Origin of the sequence: Polynucleobacter sp. HIN5 (genome assembly GCF_030297555.1) — a bacterium.
Taxonomy (GTDB): domain Bacteria; phylum Pseudomonadota; class Gammaproteobacteria; order Burkholderiales; family Burkholderiaceae; genus Polynucleobacter.
Genome location: NZ_AP028136.1, coordinates 446,714 through 465,042 on the forward strand (window position 1 = coordinate 446,714; position 18,329 = coordinate 465,042).

General features: G+C 47.9%; 19 protein-coding genes and 1 pseudogene. 17 read left to right on the forward strand and 3 right to left on the reverse strand.

Translation table 11 applies throughout. From position 1 onward, the window contains the following. The first annotated feature begins 5 nt into the window (after positions 1 to 5). The 12 genes and pseudogenes from hisC (at position 6) to cysM (ending at position 12,348) form a co-directional block, all read left to right on the forward strand. Complete coding sequence (gene hisC, locus QUE61_RS02350) at positions 6 to 1,142, forward strand: histidinol-phosphate transaminase (protein ID WP_286307345.1); 1,137 nt, start codon at positions 6 to 8, stop codon at positions 1,140 to 1,142. Then, complete coding sequence (locus QUE61_RS02355) at positions 1,139 to 2,008, forward strand: prephenate dehydrogenase (RefSeq protein WP_286307346.1); 870 nt, start codon at positions 1,139 to 1,141, stop codon at positions 2,006 to 2,008. Before hisC ends, QUE61_RS02355 begins: the two co-directional genes overlap by 4 nt. Next, positions 2,008 to 3,327 (forward strand): 3-phosphoshikimate 1-carboxyvinyltransferase, encoded by a 1,320-nt coding sequence (gene aroA / locus QUE61_RS02360; RefSeq protein ID WP_286307347.1) that lies wholly within the window; start codon positions 2,008 to 2,010, stop codon positions 3,325 to 3,327. Before QUE61_RS02355 ends, aroA begins: the two co-directional genes overlap by 1 nt. Positions 3,328 to 3,350: 23 nt before the next feature. Beyond that, positions 3,351 to 4,016, forward strand: a complete 666-nt coding sequence (cmk, locus tag QUE61_RS02365) for a (d)CMP kinase (protein WP_286307348.1) — start codon at positions 3,351 to 3,353, stop codon at positions 4,014 to 4,016. A gap of 113 nt (positions 4,017 to 4,129) precedes the next feature. Further along, positions 4,130 to 5,803: a 30S ribosomal protein S1 gene (gene rpsA / locus QUE61_RS02370; RefSeq protein WP_108507959.1), complete on the forward strand. Its 1,674-nt coding sequence runs from the start codon at positions 4,130 to 4,132 to the stop codon at positions 5,801 to 5,803. 40 nt (positions 5,804 to 5,843) lie between these two features. Beyond that, positions 5,844 to 6,140: pseudogene (locus tag QUE61_RS02375) on the forward strand (integration host factor subunit beta); the annotation flags it as partial. 105 nt (positions 6,141 to 6,245) lie between these two features. Further along, positions 6,246 to 7,457, forward strand: coding sequence for a lipopolysaccharide assembly protein LapB (gene lapB, locus QUE61_RS02380; protein ID WP_286307349.1), 1,212 nt, complete (start codon positions 6,246 to 6,248; stop codon positions 7,455 to 7,457). 47 nt (positions 7,458 to 7,504) lie between these two features. Beyond that, the gene (locus QUE61_RS02385; protein ID WP_286307350.1) at positions 7,505 to 8,869 is read left to right on the forward strand and encodes a UDP-glucose dehydrogenase family protein; all 1,365 of its coding nucleotides are present in this window, start codon (positions 7,505 to 7,507) and stop codon (positions 8,867 to 8,869) included. A gap of 22 nt (positions 8,870 to 8,891) precedes the next feature. Continuing rightward, positions 8,892 to 9,824 (forward strand): D-glycero-beta-D-manno-heptose-7-phosphate kinase, encoded by a 933-nt coding sequence (rfaE1, locus tag QUE61_RS02390; protein ID WP_286307351.1) that lies wholly within the window; start codon positions 8,892 to 8,894, stop codon positions 9,822 to 9,824. Then, a complete protein-coding gene (rfaD, locus tag QUE61_RS02395; RefSeq protein WP_286307352.1) occupies positions 9,821 to 10,840 on the forward strand; it encodes an ADP-glyceromanno-heptose 6-epimerase in 1,020 nt (339 codons plus the stop codon). The genes rfaE1 and rfaD overlap by 4 nt, the downstream gene beginning before the upstream one ends. A gap of 94 nt (positions 10,841 to 10,934) precedes the next feature. After that, positions 10,935 to 11,381, forward strand: a complete 447-nt coding sequence (locus QUE61_RS02400) for a ComEA family DNA-binding protein (protein ID WP_286307353.1) — start codon at positions 10,935 to 10,937, stop codon at positions 11,379 to 11,381. A 40-nt stretch (positions 11,382 to 11,421) separates the two neighbouring features. Continuing rightward, positions 11,422 to 12,348, forward strand: a complete 927-nt coding sequence (cysM, locus tag QUE61_RS02405; protein WP_286307354.1) for a cysteine synthase CysM — start codon at positions 11,422 to 11,424, stop codon at positions 12,346 to 12,348. On the opposite strand, the gene QUE61_RS02410 is transcribed toward cysM, so the two are convergent. Further along, a complete protein-coding gene (locus tag QUE61_RS02410) occupies positions 12,345 to 13,625 on the reverse strand; it encodes a lytic murein transglycosylase (protein WP_286307355.1) in 1,281 nt (426 codons plus the stop codon). The genes cysM and QUE61_RS02410 overlap by 4 nt on opposite strands. Before the next feature lie 82 nt (positions 13,626 to 13,707). Here QUE61_RS02410 and QUE61_RS02415 point away from each other — a divergent pair, with 82 nt between their 5' ends. Genes QUE61_RS02415 through QUE61_RS02425 form a run of 3 tightly spaced genes read left to right on the forward strand, consistent with a single transcriptional unit; the run spans position 13,708 to position 16,357 of the window. Beyond that, positions 13,708 to 14,628, forward strand: coding sequence for a histone deacetylase family protein (locus tag QUE61_RS02415; RefSeq protein ID WP_286307356.1), 921 nt, complete (start codon positions 13,708 to 13,710; stop codon positions 14,626 to 14,628). Between the two features lie 50 nt (positions 14,629 to 14,678). Then, the gene (locus QUE61_RS02420) at positions 14,679 to 15,428 is read left to right on the forward strand and encodes an electron transfer flavoprotein subunit beta/FixA family protein (RefSeq protein ID WP_286307357.1); all 750 of its coding nucleotides are present in this window, start codon (positions 14,679 to 14,681) and stop codon (positions 15,426 to 15,428) included. Next, a complete protein-coding gene (locus tag QUE61_RS02425; RefSeq protein WP_286307358.1) occupies positions 15,428 to 16,357 on the forward strand; it encodes an electron transfer flavoprotein subunit alpha/FixB family protein in 930 nt (309 codons plus the stop codon). The genes QUE61_RS02420 and QUE61_RS02425 overlap by 1 nt, the downstream gene beginning before the upstream one ends. 7 nt (positions 16,358 to 16,364) lie before the next feature. On the opposite strand, the gene QUE61_RS02430 is transcribed toward QUE61_RS02425, so the two are convergent. Together QUE61_RS02430 and QUE61_RS02435 are read right to left on the reverse strand one after the other, a co-directional pair. Continuing rightward, positions 16,365 to 16,820, reverse strand: coding sequence for a hypothetical protein (locus tag QUE61_RS02430; RefSeq protein WP_286307359.1), 456 nt, complete (start codon positions 16,818 to 16,820; stop codon positions 16,365 to 16,367). Further along, positions 16,817 to 17,281 carry an META domain-containing protein gene (locus QUE61_RS02435; RefSeq protein WP_286307360.1) on the reverse strand — a complete coding sequence of 155 codons (465 nt, stop codon included), beginning with the start codon at positions 17,279 to 17,281 and terminating at the stop codon, positions 16,817 to 16,819. The genes QUE61_RS02430 and QUE61_RS02435 overlap by 4 nt, the downstream gene beginning before the upstream one ends. Before the next feature lie 237 nt (positions 17,282 to 17,518). Here QUE61_RS02435 and rpsP point away from each other — a divergent pair, with 237 nt between their 5' ends. Both rpsP and rimM read left to right on the forward strand, forming a co-directional pair. Further along, positions 17,519 to 17,764: a 30S ribosomal protein S16 gene (gene rpsP / locus QUE61_RS02440; RefSeq protein WP_286307361.1), complete on the forward strand. Its 246-nt coding sequence runs from the start codon at positions 17,519 to 17,521 to the stop codon at positions 17,762 to 17,764. A gap of 8 nt (positions 17,765 to 17,772) precedes the next feature. Further along, positions 17,773 to 18,327: a ribosome maturation factor RimM gene (gene rimM, locus QUE61_RS02445; protein ID WP_286307362.1), complete on the forward strand. Its 555-nt coding sequence runs from the start codon at positions 17,773 to 17,775 to the stop codon at positions 18,325 to 18,327. Positions 18,328 to 18,329 lie beyond the last annotated feature (2 nt).

Sequence of the window (18,329 nt, forward strand, 5' to 3'; positions counted from 1 at the left end):
GATTCATGACCAAAAAAATTGGCTTAGATCATGTGCATGCAATTGCACCCTATGTTGGCGGTAGACCCATTAGCGAGGTAGCGCGTGAATTTGGTTTAGATGAAAGCGCGATTGTGAAGTTGGCCTCCAACGAAAATCCCTTGGGTATGCCAACGTCGGCTAAGGAAGCAATGTTGCGGGCCGCCAATGATCTGGGCCGCTATCCAGATTCGAATGGTTTTGAACTGAAGCGCGTTTTATCCAAGCGTCTGGGGGTTCCAGAAGACTGGATTACTTTGGGAAATGGCAGCAATGATATTTTGGAACTTACCGCTAGAGCGGTAGCGCACGCTGGCGACGCCGTCGTATTTTCTGAACACGCGTTTGCAGTTTACCCTTTGGCAACGCAAGCGATTGGTGCAAAAGCAGTGGAGGTTGCTGCTGATGCAAGTTACGGGCATGATCTGCCGGCCATGCTGCAGACCATTCGATCACTCGGGGAGACTGCCAAGTTGGTATTTGTAGCGAACCCAAATAATCCAACCGGTAGTTACCTACAGCCGAAAGCCATTGAAGCATTTATATCAGAGATGCCTGCGCATGTCGTGGTGGTGTTAGATGAGGCATATAACGAGTACCTTGCCCCACAGCAGCGCTACGACGCGATTGCTTGGGTAAAAAAATATCCTAATTTAGTAGTCTCACGCAGCTTTTCAAAAGCCTACGGATTAGCAGGGTTACGTATTGGATATGGTATCGCGCAACCCCATTTAACTGATTTATTAAACCGGATTCGACAGCCCTTTAATGTGAATAGTTTGGCGCAAGCGGCGGCTATCGCAGCCTTGGGTGACGAAGCATTTTTACAACAAGGGTATGAGTTAAATCGAGCCGGTTATCAACAGTTGACAAAGGCGTTTGAACAAATGGGCTTGACCTATTTACCCTCATCCGGAAATTTTGTCTTAGTCAAGGTGGGTAATGACAATGAAGCGGGTGCACGCGTTAACCGCGAGTTATTAAAGCGGGGTGTGATTGTGCGACCCGTTGGTAACTATGGGCTGCCACAGTGGCTCAGAATCTCGATCGGGTTGCCAGAAGAGAATGCTATTTGCATTCAAGCCCTCAATGCCATTCTGAATCAGCCAAAGGGCAGCGCATGAGCCGCAATCAGTTTGGAACGGTCGCGATTGTTGGTGTTGGTCTGATTGGTGGATCGATTGGCTTAGCGCTCAAGAAAGCTGGGGTTGTTACTGAAGTGATCGGCGTAGGTCGAAGCGCAAGCAATCTTGAAGAGGCCAAAAAACTAGGTGCGATTGATCGTATTGATGACCTTGAGGGCGCAAGTAAAAAAGCCCAGTGGATTATTTTATGCGTGCCTGTTGCGCAAATGCGCGCATGTTTTCAAACCATTGAACCACATCTCAATTCGCACACATTAATTACGGACGCAGGTAGCACTAAAAGTGATCTGATTGTGACGGCCAAAGAGGTTTTGGGCAAGAAGGTTTGTCAATTTGTTCCGGCTCATCCCATCGCAGGTGGAGCGCAGCATGGCGTCGTGGCAGCGAAGGCCGATTTATTCCAGGGAAAGCAAACCATTATTTGTCAGTTACAAGAGAATGCTGCAGCGGATGTGGCTTTGGTCGAGAGTTTTTGGCAGGCATTGGGGTCGCGCATTAAACGGATATCGGCGATTCAGCATGATGCAATCTACGCAGCGGTTTCGCATTTGCCTCATTTGCTGTCATACGCATTAATGACGAGTGTGCTGAACTCCGAAGATACTGAGCAAAAGCTTGGCCATGCTGGCGCTGGATTTCGGGATTTCACGCGGATTGCTGCTTCGAGCCCTGAGATGTGGCGCGATATTTGCCTTGCTAATAAATCAGCGATTTTGAAAGAGCTAGACCAGTATCTCGTGATTACAAATGCTCTTCGTGACCTGATTGCCAAGGAGGATTCGCAAGCGCTCGAGAAGGTTTTTCTGAAAGCCAGTGAAGCTCGCAAACGATGGGAAGAGTCGTAATGGCGAGCGAGTCATTGCAGATCGGACCTTTCCAAGGCGCCAAGGGTCAGATGACCCTGCCTGGATCAAAAAGTATTTCGAATCGCGCATTGTTGCTCGCTGCATTAGCAAGGGGTACGACTACTCTTAAGCAACTACTTGATGCCGATGACACCCAGGTGATGCGTAATGCCTTACGTCAATTGGGGGTGAAGGCTGAGGATCATGGTCATGATTGTGAAGTGACTGGTTGTGACGGTGTTTTCCCAGTCAAGCACGCTGACTTATTCATGGGCAATGCTGGAACTGCGATTCGGCCGCTCACCGCGGCATTAGTGATGCAAGAGGGCGAGTATCGACTCTCTGGAGTACCACGGATGCATGAGCGACCGATTGGTGATTTGGTTGATGGACTTCAGCAGATTGGTGCACAGATTGATTATGAGCAAGCGGTGGGTTATCCACCCATTCAAATCCATGCAGGCAAGCTTGTCTTGCCTGAGGTGATTCGGGTTAGGGGCGATGTCTCCAGTCAATTTCTGACGGCTTTATTGATGGCACTGCCTCTCGTAGCCCGTGAGCCAATTCAAATTGAAGTGATTGGTGAGTTAATTTCCAGACCGTACATCGACATCACGATTCAATTGATGGCTCGGTTTGGTGTAGAGGTTAGCAATCCAACGCCCCATCAGTTTGTGATTGCGCCTACTCAAGCTGGAGCGGTATACAAAAGCCCCCAAACACTCTGGGTCGAGGGTGACGCATCCTCGGCATCCTATTTTTTGGCAGCCGGCGTGCTTGGTCGTGGTCCGGTGCGGGTTCATGGGGTTGGTAAAACCAGCATTCAGGGTGATATTGCCTTTGCAGACGCCATCGAACAAATGGGGGCAAGAGTGCTGCGAGGTGATGATTTTCTTGAGACGGGCGGCGTTGTTCATGCCGATGGAAAATTGCGAGGGATTACGATTGATTGCACCACAATCCCAGACGCAGCCATGACCTTGGCCGTGATGGCATTATTTGCTCAAGGAAAAACCCGCCTAGAGAAGATTGCCAGCTGGCGGGTGAAAGAAACAGACCGGATTGCAGCGATGGCGACCGAGTTGCGTAAATTAGGGGCAGCGGTTCATGAGGGTGAGGATTTCATTGAGATTCATCCATTAAGTAATGAGCAATGGCAGACCCCACCGCAGGGAATCGATACTTATGATGATCATCGGATGGCGATGTGCTTCTCCTTAGCAGCATTCGGTCCAAAGCCAATCGTGATTAACGATCCTCAGTGTGTTGCTAAAACTTTTCCGCATTACTTTTCAGAGTTGGCACGAATCACGTATTAATTTCCTATGAAGGAGTATTTGGGTTGAGCCTTCCCCCGGTCATTGCAATTGATGGGCCCACCGCCTCAGGCAAAGGCACGGTGGCGATGCAAGTTGCCAACCGTCTTGGATTCCATTATTTGGACAGTGGCGCCCTGTATCGTCTAGTAGCGCTTGCAAGCCAACAAAAGGGTATCTCGCCATCTGATAGCTGCGCTTTGGGTGAGCTTGCCTTCGCCATGCAGATTGAGTTTAAAAATGGACTGATTTTCCTCGGAAATATAGATGTCACCTGGGCCATTCGAGACGAGTCCATTGGGGTTTTGGCATCCCAAATCGCGGTTTATCCAGAGGTGCGAGATGCCCTCTTGGCACTCCAAAAAGGGTTTCGGAGGGCTCCAGGCTTAGTGGCCGATGGCCGGGACATGGCAAGCCGGATCTTTACTGATGCCGTTTTAAAGGTATTTTTGACGGCCAGTGTGCAGGCTCGGGCGGAGCGTCGATATAAGCAATTGATCGCTAAGGGAATTTCTGCTAGAATGGATGTCCTTTTGCAAGATTTGCAGGAACGAGACGCTCGAGACATTCAACGAGCAACCGCGCCTCTAAAACAAGTTGAAGGGGCGCATTTGCTCGATACCTCGAACTTATCGATTGATCAGGCAGTTGAACGGGTACTGTCTTGGTACCAAGAAGTAAGTAGAAATTAGAAGTAGAAGTAGAAGTAGAAGTTTGGCGCTTAAGTTAGCACCTACGGTAAAAACCGCTAGCTTAAGTTTTATTAACCTAACCCGTCAGTAATTGGCGGCACAAAGTGAACCTCATGTCTGAATCTTTTGCAGCACTATTTGAAGAATCCCTAACCCGTTCTAATATGAAAACCGGCCAGGTTATTTCGGCCGAAGTTGTTCGTATTGATCATAATTTTGTGGTTGTTAATGCCGGTTTAAAGTCCGAAGCATTCATACCCGTTGAAGAATTCCAAAATGACCAGGGCGAACTCGAAGTCAACCCTGGTGATTTCGTATCCGTGGCAATTGATGCCCTAGAAAATGGCTATGGCGATACGATTTTGTCGCGTGACAAAGCAAAACGCCTTGCATCTTGGATGAACCTCGAGAAAGCTCTTGAAGGCGCTGAGATCGTTACCGGCACAGTGACCGGTAAGGTGAAGGGCGGCTTGACGGTCATGGTAAATGGCATTCGTGCCTTTTTGCCTGGATCGCTCGTCGATACCCGTCCAATTAAAGATACCAGCCCTTATGAAGGCAAGACCATGGAGTTTAAGGTCATTAAGCTAGATCGTAAGCGTAATAACGTTGTTCTTTCGCGTCGCGCCGTGGTTGAAGCTAGCCAAGGTGAAGAGCGTGCGAAGATGATGTCTAACCTTCAAGAGGGTAGTGTTGTTCAGGGCACCATTAAGAACATTACCGATTACGGTGCATTCGTTGATCTTGGCGGTATTGATGGTCTTCTCCACATTACTGACTTGGCTTGGCGTCGTGTGCGTCACCCCAGCGAGATGCTGACGGTGGGTCAAGAGGTAACTGCGAAGATTCTGAAGTTTGATCAAGAGAAAAACCGGGTTTCATTAGGCATTAAGCAGTTGGGTGATGATCCTTGGGTTGGTATTGCCCGTCGTTACCCACCCAATACACGCCTCTTTGGCAAAGTGACCAATCTGACTGATTACGGTGCGTTCGTTGAAATCGAGAGTGGCATTGAGGGCTTGGTACACGTCTCTGAAATGGATTGGACCAATAAGAATGTGGCCCCAAGCAAGGCAGTTGCTTTGGGAACCGAAGTAGAAGTGATGGTCTTGGACATTGATGAAGATAAGCGTCGTATTAGCTTAGGTATTAAGCAATGCAAAGCAAACCCATGGGAAGAGTTCTCACGCAGCCATCAAAAGGGTGACAAGATCAAAGGGGCAATTAAGTCCATCACCGACTTTGGCGTCTTTATTGGCCTACCTGGTGGAATCGATGGCTTAGTTCACCTGTCTGACCTCTCTTGGAATGAGCCTGGCGAAGAGGCTGTTAAGGCTTTCAAGAAAGGCGATGAATTAGAAGCTGTCGTCTTAGCGATTGATGTTGAGAAGGAGCGTATCTCCCTAGGCATCAAGCAAATGTCAGGCGACCCCTTTAACAACTTTACGTCGACCAGTGATAAAGGCAGCATGGTCACCGGCACAGTGAAGAGTGTTGATGCTAAAGGTGCCGTGATTGCCCTCGCTGATGAGGTCGAAGGTTATCTGCGCGCCTCAGAGATCTCAACCGATCGCGTTGAAGATGCACGCAATGCGCTTAAAGAGGGTGATTCTGTCACTGCTATGATTATTAATATCGATCGTAAATCACGTTCGATTAATTTATCGATCAAGGCAAAAGATAGCGCTGATCAACAAGATGCCATGAATAAGTTACAGGGTGATGCTGGCTCTGGTACAACCAATCTTGGCGCCCTGTTGAAGGCGAAAATGGATAATCAAAGCTAAGGTGATTCCGCCACCCCGTGGGTGGCGGGCTAATTAGACTATGTCAGATCAAGAGCACCAAGCGATAACCCGTTCTGAGCTGGTTGAGAGCCTTGCGGAGCAGTTTCCGCAACTCTTGCCTCGCGATGTGGAGCTAGCAGTAAAAACCTTGTTAGACACCATGACCCAAGCCTTAGCTGAAGGGAAGCGTATTGAGCTTCGTGGTGTGGGCAGTTTTGTTTTGCATCATCGACCTGCTCGTACTGGACGCAATCCAAAATCGGGTGAGAAGGTCCTTATTCCAGAAAAGCGTGTTCCCCATTTCAAGCCGGGTAAGGAGCTTCGTGAGCGCGTTGATTACAAGCCGCTCGATCAAAAAATTATCCTTGACTCAGGTAGCTCGGGTGCCTAATCCTGTGGTGGCAGATCTCTTAGGGATCTAAACTATTCATTCGCCACTGAAATGATTCAAATTGAAACCGGTTGGTTGCTCCTCATCCCCATATTCTTCGGCTTGGGTTGGCTAGCTTCTCGCTGGGATTTACGCTTAGAGGCACGCCAAGATGAGCGAGAACGACTAAAACAGCAACGCTCTACGTTTAAAGGTTTGAACCTATTGCTCAATGAGCAGCCCGACCAAGCCATCGAAACCTTAGTCAAGGTTGCCCAATTGGATCCAGAAACGGTTGATCTGCATTTTTCATTGGGTAATTTGTTTCGCCGTCGTGGTGAGACCGAGCGTGCGATTCGCGTTCATCAACATCTGGCTAATCGCGAAGATCTGAAACCGCGTGATCGAGATCACGCTGCATATGAGCTGGGCCGCGATTTTTTGCGAGCCGGTCTATTGGATCGTGCTGAGGCATCCCTCAATCAAGTCGGTGACGGCAAATATGCCATACCAGCCAAAGAAAGTCTTCTTGAGATGTATCAAATTGAGAAGGATTGGAAAAAAGCGATTATTGCTGCTAATGAACTTCAGGGCTTGCAAGACAAAAGCCATCAATTAGAGATCGCGCAGTTTTATTGCGAGATTGCGCAAGAGGCGCTGCGACGCACTGATTTTCCTGAGGCGGAGGGAGCCATCCATCATGCTCTATCCGCAATTCCAAATCACGCCCGCGCCTTAATCTTGCAGGGTGATTACTACTTGGCCAATGAGCGCCCTCAGCAGGCGATCGATGTCTGGGCAATCGTGGCGAAAGAGAACCCCGCCTTTATGCATTTAGTAGCCGATCGGTGGATGGCCGCACATCATGCTGTCAACCAAGTCGATCTTGGTTTGGATCAATTACTTGCTCTCCTTAAAACTCAAGCCATTGGGGAGCTCTTGGATATCGTGCATAAGCATGTGATGCACATTCGAGGGGCTCAGGCAGCCGAAGCCATGTTGGTCGATGTGATGCAGCATTCTCCAACGCTCAGTGCATTATCAAAGTTAGCGGAAACCCGTTTAGCCTTAGCAGAGGTGACGGGTCCAGAGACACGGGTAGCGGATTTAAAGTCAACGCTTGGCTTACTTAAGCAGCGGACAACCGCTTTGGCACGGTATACCTGCGGAAATTGCGGATTTCGGGCAAGGCGTTTTTATTGGCAGTGCCCTGGTTGTAATCATTGGGAGGCATACTCACCCCGACGGACTGAGGGCGCTGTTCCGAGCGGCCCGTCGATGTAATCAATCACTCAAATGATCTAGTAAGTACTTTGAATGAGGAATAAAGATTGAAAGTCACTATTGTTGGAAGTGGATATGTGGGATTAGTTACCGGGGCATGTTTAGCCGAACTCGGTAATACGGTTTTCTGTTTAGATCTCGATCAGAAAAAGATCGATATCTTAAACTCGGGCGGAGTTCCAATTTACGAACCGGGGTTGCAAGAGATGATCGCCCGCAATCGCGCGGCTGGACGCATTCAATTTTCGACCGATGTGGCAGCGGCTGTTCAGCATGGTGAAATTCAGTTTATTGCCGTGGGTACCCCGCCAGATGAAGATGGCTCAGCCGATTTGCAGTATGTGATTGCGGCAGCACGCAATATTGGCAAACATATGAACGGTCCCAAAGTCATCGTTGATAAGTCAACAGTGCCAGTTGGTACTGCTGAGAAAGTGACTCAAGCCATTACCGAGGAATTAAAAAAGCGCAATTTGGATCTCACATGGTGCTCAGTGGTCTCTAATCCTGAGTTTTTGAAAGAGGGTGCTGCGGTTGAGGATTTTATGCGCCCCGATCGCATTGTGATTGGCACCAATCAGGATGCCGCGGGACTGCGTGCCAAAGAACTGATGCGCAAACTCTATGCACCATTTAATCGTCATCATGAGCGTACCTATTACATGGATGTAAAGAGTGCCGAGCTTACAAAATATGCTGCCAATGCAATGCTAGCAACGCGCATCTCGTTTATGAATGAGCTTGCCAATTTAGCCGATGCGGTTGGCGCTGATATTGAGGCCGTTCGCCAGGGGATTGGTTCAGACTCACGAATTGGCTATGGATTTTTATACGCAGGAACGGGCTATGGAGGCTCTTGCTTTCCAAAGGATGTATCGGCCTTGACCAAAACTGCTTTACAGCATGGGCGTGACCTAAAAATCTTAGAAGCTGTCGAGGCAGTAAATCGTCAACAAAAAACAATCTTGATCGACAAGATCACCAAACGTTTTGGTGACGATCTTTCGAATCATCGATTTGCGGTATGGGGTTTGGCGTTTAAGCCCAATACGGATGATATGCGTGAAGCACCTAGTCGTTTCATTATTGCGGAGCTGGTCAAGCGTGGAGCGCAGGTCATGGCTCATGATCCTGTTGCAATGCCTGAGGCGCAACACGCTTTTGAGATCGATTTCCAAGGAAAGCCCGATCAATTTCAAAAAGTTTCCTTAGTAAAAACTCCGGAGGATGCCTTAGCAGGGGCTAGCGCACTAATCATTGTGACCGAATGGAAGGCATTCCGGAGTCCTGATTTTGATCATCTAAAGCAGGCGATGAGAAACCCGATCATTTTTGATGGGCGCAATCTGTATGAACCCCAGTCGATGACTGAGCTGGGTTTTGAGTATTACGGAATTGGTCGGCATAATTGAGCTATAAATTGAATCTAAAGTAATGACTGAGAAAGCCGATCGAACTCAATTTAGTAAAGCCCGCCTGTTGGTGGTGGGTGATGTCATGCTCGATCGCTATTGGTTTGGTGACACTAGTCGTATCTCGCCTGAGGCCCCAGTTCCTGTGGTGCAGGTTGGCAAGATTGATGAGCGTTTAGGGGGTGCAGCTAACGTAGCCCGCAACGCCTCGGCTTTAGGAGCGCAAACCAGCCTTCTAGGGGTGATTGGAGTGGATGAGGCTGGCAAACGTGTAGAAGCCTTATTGCAAGATAGTGGTGTACAAAGCTACTTACAAGCTGATCCCAAAGTACCCACGACCGTTAAGTTAAGGGTGATTGCGCGTCAACAGCAATTGATTCGTTTGGACTTTGAGGAGACCCCGAGTTCGGGTTCACTTGCTCAAAAGCTCAAGCAGTTCGAGGCGTTATTGCCCGAAGCGGATGTTGTCATCTTGTCCGACTATGGAAAGGGTGCGCTTGAACAAGTAGCAAGCATGATTGCTCTAGCAAAAGCCAAGAATAAGATCGTTTTGGTCGACCCAAAGGGTGATGCATATTCGAAGTATCGGGGGGCTACTGTATTGACGCCTAATCGTAGCGAATTGCAGCAAGTGGTCGGCGCATGGTCGAGCGAAGCGGAGCTTACCCAAAAGGCTCAAGCATTACGAGAGCAGCTTCAGGTCGAGGCATTGCTATTGACTCGCTCTGAGGAAGGTATGACATTATTTACATCAGCGGGCGCAACTCATGTACGTGCGCAGGCCCGCGAGGTATTTGATGTATCAGGCGCTGGCGATACCGTCATTGCTACTTTAGCAGTAGCCTTGGCAGCCAAATGGCCGCTGGAGCGTGCGATGGCCTTAGCTAATCGCGCTGGAGGAATCGTAGTCGGTAAGCTGGGTACAGCAACCGTTTGTGCAGAGGAGCTACAGTGACCTATATCGTGACTGGTGCCGCCGGATTTGTGGGTGCAAATATTGTTCGTGCCTTAAATGCCCGTGGTGAAAAAAATATTATTGCAGTCGATGATTTGCGACCCGCAGATAAATATCGCAATCTAGCTGATTTAGATATCGCCGATTACATCGATAAGAATGATTTTTTAGAAGGCTTTCATGAAGGCTGGTTTGGCAAAGTGAAAGCAGTATTTCATGAGGGTGCTTGTTCAGACACGATGGAGACCGATGGAGTTTTCATGATGAACAATAACTATCAATACTCCATCAATCTCTACGAGATTTGCACTGACCAAAAGGTTCCATTTCTTTATGCATCATCGGCTGCAACCTATGGAGGGTCCGATACATTTGTAGAGGATCGTCGGTATGAGAAGCCGTTAAATATTTATGGGTACTCAAAATTCTTGTTTGACCAATACATGCGTGCACGCATGGCCGAGAAGGCTCCGACAGCTCAAGTTGTAGGCTTTCGGTATTTCAATGTGTATGGCCCACGTGAGTCCCATAAAGGGCGGATGGCCTCGGTCGCATTTCACCATTACCATCAGTTCAAAAAAAATCAAACAGTCAAATTATTTGGTGAGTATGGCGGCTACGCACCCGGTCAGCAATCACGGGATTTTGTATCGGTTGAGGATGTCGTGAAAGTGAACCTCTTCTTTTTGGATCACCCAGAAAAAAGTGGTATTTTTAACCTCGGCACAGGTCGCGCTCAACCCTTTAATGACGTTGCACTGGCAACTGTAAACACCATGCGTAAACTAGCCAATCAACCAGCACTACCATTGGCAGATTTAGTGCAACAAGGTTTGATTCAATATATTCCATTTCCGGATGACTTGCGGGGCAAATATCAGTGCTTCACGCAAGCAGATCTCACGCAATTAAGAGCCGCAGGTTACTCGGGAGAATTCTTAGATGTTGAGCACGGTGTCAGCCAATACATTGCCTGGCTATCAGCAAATTCTGATTTTTTAGCAAATCCCCTCTAGACCATTTATTTCGTCAACCCAATCGACCATTGGGCGTTGAAGAAGGCCATGACATATTCGTCATGGTTTGTTTATCAACCTCAAAGGAGAAATTATGGGTTTATCAACTCTGTTTCATGCATCTGCTAACGCCTTATCCAAGCGATCGATGATTAGCATGATGGTTCTGGCACTCGCACTCCCTCTCAGTGTGTCGCTTGCAAATGCTGCACCAGTCAATGTCAACACAGCTAGTCAGACCGAGTTAGAAAGTATTCGTGGGCTTGGGCCATCTAAAGCGAAGGCAATTATTACTGAGCGAGAAAAAGGCGGTGCGTTTTATGACTCCTATGATTTGCAATCACGGGTTCGGGGTATTGGCGAGCGCTCGGTGAGTAAATTAATGGAGAATGGTTTGAAAATTGAGGGTCAAAGTGGATACCGTGAGACAAAAAGTGGCCCACGCTCAGAGGCGCGTTCCACAAAAAAGACATCCAAGTATCAAGCTAAAGCGTCTGCGGCGGAGAGCGAGCGGTCGACCAGTTCACGTCAGCGCTACTGAAATCAGCAGCATTTGATGAAGTTGTCGCTAAAATAAGTCTATGACCCAATCCAATCCATCTGCGGCACTCTATCCAACGATTTCTCAAACCATTGGTAATACTCCTTTGGTTCGTTTACAGCGTATTCCTGGCGTGGAGAACGAGCGGCGCGGTAATGTGATTTTGGGTAAGTTAGAAGGTAATAATCCAGCCGGGTCGGTCAAGGACCGACCCGCACTCTCCATGATTAAGCACGCTGAGTTACGTGGCGATATTAAGCCTGGCGATACCTTAATTGAGGCAACGAGCGGTAATACTGGTATTGCGATTGCCATGGTTGGGGCGATGTTGGGCTACAAAATTATTTTGGTCATGCCCGAAAACCAAAGCCTTGAGCGTCGACAGAGTATGGCTGCATATGGTGCGGAACTTATTTTGACCTCCAGTTCAGGTGGGATGGAGTTGGCTCGCGATTACGCAGAGCAATTGCAAAAAGAGGGTCGCGGCAAGCTATTGGATCAATTTGCAAACCCAGATAATCCGCGGGCTCATATTGAGACCACGGGACCTGAGATTTGGCGTGATACACATGGCCAGATTACCCATTTTGTTTCTGCGATGGGTACCACGGGAACGATTACGGGTGTATCGACCTACCTAAAGTCCATGAATCCAGAGATTCAAATTATTGGCGGACAGCCTGAAGAGGGCTCGCAGATTCCTGGAATTCGAAAATGGGCACCTGCCTACTTGCCTAAAATCTACCAAGCCGAACGTGTTGATCGAATTGAGTATGTGACCCAGGCGGAGGCTGAGGAAATGGCCCGTCGTATGGCCAAAGAAGAAGGCATCTTTTGCGGTGTGTCAGCTGCAGGTGCTTTAGTGATTGCACTTCGCGTTGCTCAAACGGTTGAAAACGCCACGATTGTATTTATTGTGTGCGACCGAGGCGATCGCTATTTGTCAACAGGTGTATTTCCAGCCTAGTTACTAGGTTTTGGTGGCTTGCTCGATTTTTTCACTTTACTATCTTTTTTTGCCGTTTTAGTTGTCGTGGATCGATTTTTATTAGCGGGCGTAGGCCCCGGTTTCTCGATTTGGTCACGTATAACCGCACTTTTGTTTTGATACCCTAGCGCCTGCGCAAATTCAGCAACACTTTGAGCGTAAAAGTAACTACGGTTGTAGTTCACAATACTGAGGAAGTTTTGGAGTCCAACAACATAAAGGATGTCGGGCTCTTGATTTGCTCCAGGCGAGGGTAGATCCACAATCAAAGCTTTACTACCTGGCTCAACCCCACCTTGTAAAAGATCGCCATTGCTCGGCTCCAGAATACCGAGTTGAATTAACTCCGCAACCGTGATTTTGGTAATCGGTTGACCATCGGCCAGCTCAATAATTTTTGCTAGGGTTTGCTCATTCTGAATGACAGGAAAGTAGATGGGCATCCCAGGTTGCCAGCCATGAACTTTCAGAAAATTAGCGACGCTAAAGATTGCATCGCGCCGACTGTTGCGAAGATCAATTACGCCATCCCCATCACCATCGATCGCAAATTGCAAAATACTTCCAGGCATAAACTGGGGAAGACCAATCGCACCTGCATAGGAGCTACTTTGATTGAGGCAGCGATTAAACGCATCTTGCCGATTCTTGGCTTCTTGCCAGCACAAAATAATGAGGTCTTTCAGTTGATTCTGAAAAAGGAGTTCACGCGCTGCTTGATTCTGAGTTTCTGGATAGTCAAAGGCCAGCGTACTTAGTACATCCTTGACCCGAAAGTTTCCCATATGTCGACCATAAATTGTCTCCACCCCAATAATGGCTGCAATGACTTGATGGGGAACGCCTGATTCCGATTCGGCAGTTTCCAGAGCGGACCGATTTTGCTCAATAAAGGTGAGACCGGCCCGAATCCGAACCGGTTCCACAAAGCGCGAACGGTATACCCGCCAGTTTTTTTGAAAGCTAACAGGCGGGGGAGCAACTAATTTTTTGACTTGCGATAGGTGTTGAATATCTTTAAAGCCACTATCTAGAAATGCCAAAGGAATGTTTTGCTGCTGTGAGACCTGATCAAGAAGCGCCTTGAGTGAAGACGGATCTCGTTTAGCGCCGGGTACAGTGGCTTTGCCAGTATGAGCCTCTACTTCGTTATTTGTAGGTTGTTGATTGGGTGTTGTGGTTGGTGGGGTGGGCGATGCACAGGCACCTAACAAAACCGTTAGTGTTAGGCTGGATAAAAACGGTAGAAAGTTCAAGATCGCGCTAAGATAATAAAAAAGTGTTTTTAATATAAATTCATACTAAGTATAGTTAGTTGTTATTCGATGAGAGACAAATATGAGCACAGCCTACATTAGCCATCCTGATTTTATGAAACACGAGATGGGCCGCCATCATCCAGAGTGCCCCGAGCGAATTGCTGCGATTGAGGATCAGTTAATTCAGAGTCGTCTTGATACACATCTGAAGCGGATTGATCCCCCGCTTGCTTCAGAAGCAGACATCACCCGTGTGCATAGCGAGGATCATTTAGCATTTGTGAAGAGTAAAGCTCCGAGTAGCGGCTACTCGATGATTGATGGAGACACGATCATGAACCCTGCCACTTGGACGGTCTCGCTGCGTGCGGCTGGAGCTGCAATGGCAGCAGTCGATGCAGTCATGCAAGGTGAGGTCAATAATGCATTTTGTGCGATTCGCCCTCCGGGACACCATGCTGAGCCTCATCGCTCAATGGGATTTTGTGTATTTAATAATGTGGCAATCGCGACACGCTATGCGATTGAGAAGTATGATTTAGACCGAGTGGCCGTGATTGATTTTGATGTCCATCACGGTAACGGTACAGAAGCTGCGTTCATCAATGACCCTCATGTATTAATGTGTAGTTTCTTTCAGCACCCCTTTTATCCCTACAGTGGTCTTGAAGGTGGTGACAATATGGTCAATGTACCTTTGCCAGCAAGCACCAACGGCAAGATCGTCCGTGACATGATTAGTAAAACCTGGATTCCACGGCTTGATGAATTTAAACCCCAGCTGATTATCATTTCAGCCGGTTTTGATGCCCATCGCGAGGATGATTTGGGCCAAATGGGCCTGGTTGAAGACGATTATGTATGGATGACTAAGCAATTAATGGAGGTTGCCAATCGCTATTGTGACGGCAAGATTGTGAGTTGCCTTGAGGGTGGATACAACCTCTCGGCATTGGGCCGAAGCGTTGCTGCCCACCTGAAAACCTTGGCCGAGATTTAATCTAAATCACGATAAAATGGACGTTTAGATACGTAAAAAGGTCGTCTTTCATGAAGGTTTTGGTCGCAGTTAAGCGAGTGGTCGATTACAACGTGAAGGTTCGCGTCAAATCGGATCAATCGGGGGTGGACATTGCCAATGTCAAAATGAGCATGAATCCCTTTGATGAAATTGCTGTTGAGGAGGCGGTTCGACTCAAAGAGGCAGGCCTTGTTACAGAAATTATTGCTTTTTCAGCAGGCCCCCAGGCATGCCAAGAGACCTTAAGAACTGCCTTGGCGATCGGTGCAGATCGGGCCATCTTATGCGAGACCGATATCGAATTACAGCCTTTGGCAGTTGCTAAATTACTTCAAGCAGTCTATTCCAAAGAGCAGCCTCAGCTCATCATTATGGGTAAGCAAGCAATTGATGATGATAGTAACCAAACCGGCCAAATGGTGGGCGCCTTGCTCAATCTTCCCCAGGCAACATTTGCTTCTAAGGTGACCATTAGTAATGGGCAGGCATCGGTCACGCGTGAGGTTGATGGTGGTCTTGAGACCGTTGCAGTTTCTTTACCTGCGGTGATCACAACCGATCTTCGCTTAAATGAGCCGCGCTACGTCACTCTACCCAACATTATGAAGGCCAAGAAAAAGCAGTTAGATATCGTAAAGCCTGATGATCTAGGAATTGATATCACCCCACGACTGAAAACCATTCGGGTCGAGGAGCCGCCAAAGCGCTCAGCAGGTATCAAAGTACCCGATGTAGCAACTTTGATTGATAAATTAAAAAATGAAGCAAAGGTACTGTAATGACTGCACTGGTTCTCGCTGAGCACGATCAGCAATCATTAAAAATGGCCACGCATCATGCGGTAAGCGCTGCTAAGGAATGCGCCAATGTGGTCGATATTTTGGTAGTGGGCCATGATGTGGATGCAATAGTCCAGGAAGCTAGCAAGATTGAGGGGGTTGGAAAGGTTCTTTATGCCAATGCACCGTATTTTGCGGATCAATTACCAGAGTCGGTTGCGGAGCAAATTCTTGCCCTTGCTTCTAGCTATGACTATTTTTTAGCACCTGCGACGGCCCACGGTAAAAGTGTGATGCCTAGGGTTGCAGCCAAGCTGGACGTTGCGCAGCTTTCCGATATCACTAAGGTTGTGTCTGCCGATCAATTTGAGCGTCCCATTTATGCGGGTAACGCGATTGCGACGGTTCAAACGATTGACCCTAAAAAGGTAATTACGGTACGGACCACGAATTTTAATCCTGCCGGCACTGGTGGATCCTGTTCAATCGAAACTATCGCTGCAGTAGAACCATTTACTGCGAGTCAATTTGTTGGTCGTGAGTTAACCAAATCGGACCGTCCTGAGTTAGCTGCCGCAAAAATTATTGTTTCTGGTGGTCGTGGACTTGGCTCTGCAGAGAAATACAAGGAGTTGATTGAGCCATTAGCGGACAAGCTTGGTGCCGCTCTCGGAGCTTCCCGGGCAGCGGTAGATGCGGGTTATGTACCCAATGACTATCAGGTAGGTCAAACCGGGAAAATTGTGGCCCCACAGCTTTATATTGCAGTCGGTATCTCTGGAGCAATCCAGCATCTTGCTGGCATGAAGGACTCAAAAGTGATAGTGGCGATTAACAAAGATCCTGATGCTCCAATCTTTGGAGTGGCGGACTATGGATTAGTTGGCGATTTGTTTACTCTTGTACCTGAGTTAACTGCCTCGATCTAAGCCCAACTTATTGGCTGATCTTTTTGGCCTCTTCAATTTGGTAGATGAAGAATTGTTCAAAGCCAATAGCCAGAAAGCTCATCATGACCCCTGCGCCAATTATTAGCGAGAGGATTACGCAAATTACGACAGGCCAACCGGACTCCGTTTTTTGGTTGCCTTGAAATGAAGGATTAAATTGCGCATCCCATTTCTCATCGGGACGCAATCCAAACACAATCGTACTTAACCAGCTGGCCTCTAGCGCAATAAACCCAAGAACAATCAAAACCCAAGCTGCCGCAGAAGACTCTGGGCTTGTATTTAAGAGCATCAAACCCAGAATGCCCGCGATTAGGGATGCAAACTGAATCCAACCCCAAAAGCTTTTGATACCGAGTAAATAAAAGCAATTCAATCCAGTTCCTGGAAGAAAAAGTCCCAGCGCAGAAAATAGTAATTTTGACCGAAATGAAGTGCTCATGGATTGCTTCGTTGGGTTAAGTTAAAGCCTAATACTTCGCGATTGGGTCCAATGATAAGTAAATAATTACCATCACGTGCAATGCTTCGGTAATCCCTCAGTAAATATAAGAAATCGCGTTCAATATCCTCGCGATTTGAAGCGCAGGCCATACGAGTGGTGGCGATCTGTTCAATCTGAAAGCCACGAGGATCTTCGATGATTTGCGCAGTGAAGCGATTGCAGCCGCTGTAGCCACTCATTCGCCCCTGACTGAATTGCAAACTCATTTTTGGGCCACCATCATTGGGCATCGAGCGAAGGCGAACCTCACCCATACTGTTTGGTGGCATATTCCAGCGATTTAGTTCCCATTGGGTGCCAACGAGTTCGGAGTAGGGTGGGGTCGTTTTCCCAGGGCAGGGCGGCACTATATTGGCGCAACCGATCAAAAAAATTGGAAATGAGCCGATGAGTCTCATTAGCCTTCTCTTGGGGTGCGAGACCTGCAGCTCGGAGTTTTTTATATAAGCCTCTGATTTATATGTATTTTTATTGGTCACGGTCAATAATCTTTGGTGCAGTGATGGAGTTTTTGGGGCATTTCGTCTAGAATATGAGGTTTTCTGTAATCGTCACACTCGTTGGTCTATAAACCTTTTTGAGCGAAGACGATTCAGCCAGCCATTTTGTAATCATTTGATTTTAAGGAAATACCTATGGTCGTCATTCGACTTGCCCGCGGCGGTTCTAAAAAGCGCCCTTTTTTTAGCATCGTTGCTACCGACAAACGCAATCGTCGCGACTCGAATTTCATCGAGCGTTTGGGTTACTTTAATCCCAAAGCTTCTGAAAAAGAGCAGGCAATGCGTATTTCTCAAGACCGTTTAACCTATTGGTCCGGCGTTGGTGCGCAAATTTCGCCAACCGTAAAGCGTTTGATCAAGGATCATCCAGCGGCCTAAGTTTGGCCATGATTGAAGGGGGAGTGGTGAGCGGTCATCAGCCCCCCTCTGATTTGATTGATTTGGGTATCGTCTTCGATGCCCAGGGCCTAAAAGGCCACATCAAAGTTCGCCCTTATTCTCCCAACCCGATTGCTCTTTTGGCCTGTAAAGAGGCTTACGTACAAGGTCCTCACTCTGCTGCACTTCCCGCTATTTATCGCGTACAAAGCGCAAAAATTCATTCTGGTTACGTGGTGATGCTTTTGGATGGCATTTGTGATCGGGATGCTGCACTAGCTCTTAAGGGTCAGACGGTTTTGCTCCCAAGAAAGGCATTTCCAACTCCTGAGAAAGATGCCTATTACTGGATTGATTTGATTGGGTGCGAGGTCTATAACGAGCAGGGGATTCGGCTAGGCAATATTGAGGACATGGCTGAATTTGGTGCTCATCCAGTCATGACGATTGGCAGTGAGCTGATTCCTTTTGTTCCCGCCATCGTTAGATCAGTTCAGTTGAAATCAGCCGACTTGCCCTCTGGCAGAGTCGTGGTGGATTGGCAGCCCAACTGGAGTCAATGAGT

Bases quoted from the DNA above. Each gene is read 5' to 3' on its own strand.
- hisC (WP_286307345.1), top strand. From the start codon at position 6: ATGACCAAAAAAATTGGCTTAGATCATGTGCATGCAATTGCACCCTAT.
- QUE61_RS02355 (WP_286307346.1), top strand. From the start codon at position 1,139: ATGAGCCGCAATCAGTTTGGAACGGTCGCGATTGTTGGTGTTGGTCTG.
- aroA (WP_286307347.1), top strand. From the start codon at position 2,008: ATGGCGAGCGAGTCATTGCAGATCGGACCTTTCCAAGGCGCCAAGGGT.
- rpsA (WP_108507959.1), top strand. From the start codon at position 4,130: ATGTCTGAATCTTTTGCAGCACTATTTGAAGAATCCCTAACCCGTTCT.
- lapB (WP_286307349.1), top strand. From the start codon at position 6,246: ATGATTCAAATTGAAACCGGTTGGTTGCTCCTCATCCCCATATTCTTC.
- rfaE1 (WP_286307351.1), top strand. From the start codon at position 8,892: ATGACTGAGAAAGCCGATCGAACTCAATTTAGTAAAGCCCGCCTGTTG.
- QUE61_RS02400 (WP_286307353.1), top strand. From the start codon at position 10,935: ATGGGTTTATCAACTCTGTTTCATGCATCTGCTAACGCCTTATCCAAG.
- cysM (WP_286307354.1), top strand. From the start codon at position 11,422: ATGACCCAATCCAATCCATCTGCGGCACTCTATCCAACGATTTCTCAA.
- QUE61_RS02415 (WP_286307356.1), top strand. From the start codon at position 13,708: ATGAGCACAGCCTACATTAGCCATCCTGATTTTATGAAACACGAGATG.
- QUE61_RS02420 (WP_286307357.1), top strand. From the start codon at position 14,679: ATGAAGGTTTTGGTCGCAGTTAAGCGAGTGGTCGATTACAACGTGAAG.
- QUE61_RS02425 (WP_286307358.1), top strand. From the start codon at position 15,428: ATGACTGCACTGGTTCTCGCTGAGCACGATCAGCAATCATTAAAAATG.
- QUE61_RS02430 (WP_286307359.1), bottom strand. From the start codon at position 16,820: ATGAGCACTTCATTTCGGTCAAAATTACTATTTTCTGCGCTGGGACTT.
- QUE61_RS02435 (WP_286307360.1), bottom strand. From the start codon at position 17,281: ATGAGACTCATCGGCTCATTTCCAATTTTTTTGATCGGTTGCGCCAAT.
- rpsP (WP_286307361.1), top strand. From the start codon at position 17,519: ATGGTCGTCATTCGACTTGCCCGCGGCGGTTCTAAAAAGCGCCCTTTT.
- rimM (WP_286307362.1), top strand. From the start codon at position 17,773: ATGATTGAAGGGGGAGTGGTGAGCGGTCATCAGCCCCCCTCTGATTTG.